Consider the following 3,492-nt stretch of genomic DNA (forward strand, 5'->3'; position numbering starts at 1 on the left):
GACCCGACCAGCAGCGCCAGGACGGTCACCACCGCCCGGAGGAGACCGCGGGGCTGCGTCCCGGTGGGACCGCGGGGCATGGCGCGGTGTCGCATGAGGGGGGTCCTGCCTCCCGGGACGTGCCACTCGGCGCGCTGAAGGGGATGACGGGTGGGCCGGGCGGAAATGGCGCGGTCGGCGTCACCGTGTGAGGCAGTTTTCCACATTGTCGGCTCTATGCGGACCGTTGTCGACAAGTGGATAAATCGACCCGCGTTGACCTGGTGTCGCGCACCTGCCGGTGCGCCGCGGGCGGGTCGGAGCGGTCGCCGTCGCCTTCCGGGGGGCGGCTCGGAGACTCGCCAAATGCCGGATATCGGCCGAGAGATCCGAGGTGTTCCGGTCGGTGCCGCGGATATCGGGTCGATATCGCCGCCGCCCTCCCCGGCGTTCCGTTCGAACCAACTCTCACGTGAGGGTAGAGTTTGGGCGGCCGGATGCGGGGGTGCCATGACGGGCTACCACGAGAGGGGGCCGCAAGGATGATCGAACCAGGGGACGCCGGTGTGGGGGACGAGCCTGACCGGACCCGGCAGGCGCCGCCGCCCGACGGGCGGGTCGCCGAGCTGACCGCGCTCGCTGCCGCCAGCGAGATCCCGACCGCCGCGCTGTGCCGCGACCTCGCCGTCGCGCACGAGCGCGCCGGGGACCCGGCCGGGGCGGTGCGTTGGGCGCTGGCACTCACCGACACCGACGGCGACCTCGGCACCTGGTCGGCGGCGGCCGGCGTGCTGCGCCGCTGCCTGCCCGCCGCTGGGCCGCTGCCGCGCTCGGCTCGGGTCGCTGTCCTCGGTAGCTACACGACGTCCCAGTTCGCGGCCCTGCTGCCGCTCGCGGCGGCGCGGGCGGGGGTCGCCGTCGAGATCTACGAGTGCGGCTACGGACAGTACCGTCAGGAGATTCTGGACCCCGGCAGCGGGCTGTACAGCTTCGCGCCGGACGTGGTCGTGCTCGCCGTGCACGCCGGCGAGGCGGCTCTGCCGGCGGTCGCCGACGAGCCGGACGTCGCGGTCGCCGCCGAGGTGCGCCGCTGGACGTCGCTGTGGGAGACGATCCGCGCCCGCTGCGGCGCCCGGGTCGTCCAGCACACCTTCGCCGTTCCCGGCGAGATCGCCCTCGGGCATCTGGCGCTGCGCACGGGCGGTGCCCGCCCGACCCTGCTCGCCCGGGTCAACGCCGAGCTCGGCCGCGCGGCCGGCGACGGGATCGGTCTGGTCGACTGCGAACGCCTCGCCGCCGGCGTCGGCAAGCGGGCCTGGTTCGACGCGCGCTACTGGCACCGGTCCAAACAGGCGGTGTCGCTCGCGCAGGTGCCGCTGCTGGCCCGGCACACCGCGGCAGTGATCGGCGCGCAGCTTGGGGTGAGCCGCAAGTGCCTCGTTCTCGACCTCGACAACACACTGTGGGGCGGTGTGCTGGGGGAGGAGGGACTCGCCGGCATCGCGCTCGGCGACGGTCCCGTCGGCGAGGCCTTCGCCGCCTTCCAGGACTACGTCGTCGAACTGAAAAACCGCGGCGTCGTGCTCGCCGTCTGCTCGAAGAACAATGACGCCGACGCGAAGGAGGCGTTCGAGCGCCACCCCGCCATGCGACTGCGCCTAAGAGATATCGCGAGTTTCAGCGCCTGCTGGGACGACAAGCCGACCCAGCTGCGCCGGATCGCCGCCGACCTCGGTCTCGGCCTCGATTCCCTCGTCTTCGTCGACGACAACCCGGCCGAGCGCGAGGCGGTGCGCCAGCTCGTCGGCGAGGTCGACGTCCTCGCGCTGCCCGCCGACCCGCACGGCTACGTCCGGGCGCTGGCCGACTACCCGTTCTTCGAGACCACGGCGCTCACCGCGGAGGACACCGCGCGGACGGCGACCTACCGGGCGCGGGCCGAACTCGCCGCCGCGCAGGCCGCGGCCCCCTCGCTGGCGGAGTTCCACCGGGGGCTGGACATGACGGCCACCGTCGTCGGGCTCGACGAGCTGACTCTGCCCCGGGTCGCCCAGCTCGTCGGCAAGACCAACCAGTTCAACCTGACCGGCCGGCGCCGCGGCGCCGACGAGATCGCCCGGCTGGCCGCCGACCCCGCCACGGCCGTGCTCTGCGTCCGCCTCGCCGACCGGTTCGCCGACCACGGTCTCGTCGCCGTGGTCATCGCTGTCGAGGCCGGCGACGCCCTGGCAGTCGACACCTGGCTGATGAGCTGCCGAGTGATCGGCCGGACCCTGGAGGACGAGGTCGCCGGGCTGATCCTTGCCGAGGCGCGCCGGCGCGGGCTCGCCCGGGTCGTCGGCGAGTACCGGCCGACGGCGAAGAACGCCCTGGTCGCCGACCTCTACGAACGCCTCGGCTTCACCCGGGTGAACGCACCGGACGTTCCATCGGTGCCGGACGATCCGGCCGCGCCGGGCACGACCCACTGGTCCCGCGCCGTGGACGCGCCCTATGCGACGCCCGGCCTGATGCGCGTCGTCGTGGCCGCAGCCGGCGCCGGGCCGTCCCCTGACTTGTCCACCCACGTTTTCGCCCAGGCGCGGCCGCAGGACCGCAGGATGGAAGAGGTGCCCAGGTGACGGTGCAGGATCGCCTCCAGCAGATCTTCCGGGAGATCTTCAGCGACGACGACCTCATCGTCTCCGACACGATGACCGCCGCCGACGTCCCCGGCTGGGACTCGCTGGCGCACATCAACCTGATCTACGCCGTCGAGCGGGAGTTCTCGATCCAGATCGCCGACGACCGGCTCGCCAGCTTCACCACCGTCGGCGACATGCGCGAACACATCGAGGAGCTCAGCCGTGTCCACTGAGGCCGGCGCCGCCCGCAACGGAACGGCCCCCCGCGAACCCGTCAGCCCCCCGACCGCGCTCAACGGCTCCACCGCGCACGACGCTCCGCCGACGGCTGCTCCGCCGACGGCTGCGGCGGATGATGTCGAGGCCGACCGCCGGGAAGCGTCCGAGCTGGGCCTGCGGGAGATCCTGCGGGAGGACTTCCGGCGGCACTACGGCTCCATCACCCACCCGGGGCTGCACGTGCTCGCCGTCTACCGCCTCGGGCAGTGGCGGCATACCCGGCGCCAGCCCCTGCGCGCCGCGGTCACCGTGGCCTACAAGGTGCTCAACAACCTGGTCATCCGGAACCTGTACGGGGCGGAGCTGTCCGAGAGGGCCCGGCTCGGCCGGCGGGTCCTCATCGGCCACCACCAGACGATCCTGATCCCGCCGTACTGCGAGATCGGAGACGACTGCACGCTGCGGCACAACCTGACCATCGGCTACGCCGGCGGTTCGGCCTCGCCGCAGGACGTGGCGAAGGTCGGGCGCCGGGTCGAGCTCGCCCCCGGCGTCCACCTCCTCGGCGCCATCACCATCGGCGACGACGCCCGCATCGGCCCCGGCTCGATCGTCACGACGGACGTCCCCACCGGCTCCACCGTCTTCGCGGCCCCCGCCCGGATCATGA

The 3,492-nt window shown here is 73.0% G+C and carries 4 protein-coding genes; all 4 read left to right on the top strand.

The features are described 5' to 3' along the window. Positions 1–191 (top strand): hypothetical protein (locus NBZ85_RS29105; RefSeq protein ID WP_261563155.1); only part of this gene is annotated, 191 nt, incomplete at its 5' end. Between the two features lie 330 nt (positions 192–521). Beyond that, complete coding sequence (locus tag NBZ85_RS29110; protein WP_261559970.1) at positions 522–2,600, top strand: HAD-IIIC family phosphatase; 2,079 nt, start codon at positions 522–524, stop codon at positions 2,598–2,600. Then, positions 2,597–2,836 (top strand): acyl carrier protein, encoded by a 240-nt coding sequence (locus NBZ85_RS29115; RefSeq protein WP_261559972.1) that lies wholly within the window; start codon positions 2,597–2,599, stop codon positions 2,834–2,836. The genes NBZ85_RS29110 and NBZ85_RS29115 overlap by 4 nt, the downstream gene beginning before the upstream one ends. Continuing rightward, the coding region (locus NBZ85_RS29120; RefSeq protein ID WP_261563157.1) for a serine O-acetyltransferase at positions 2,826–3,492 on the top strand (667 nt) is incomplete at its 3' end. The genes NBZ85_RS29115 and NBZ85_RS29120, both read left to right, overlap by 11 nt.

This window comes from Frankia tisae, from assembly GCF_025403405.1.
Taxonomy (GTDB): domain Bacteria; phylum Actinomycetota; class Actinomycetes; order Frankiales; family Frankiaceae; genus Frankia; species Frankia tisai.

Excerpts from the sequence above, each read along its gene's own strand:
- NBZ85_RS29110 (WP_261559970.1), top strand. The coding sequence starts at position 522 with ATGATCGAACCAGGGGACGCCGGTGTGGGGGACGAGCCTGACCGGACC.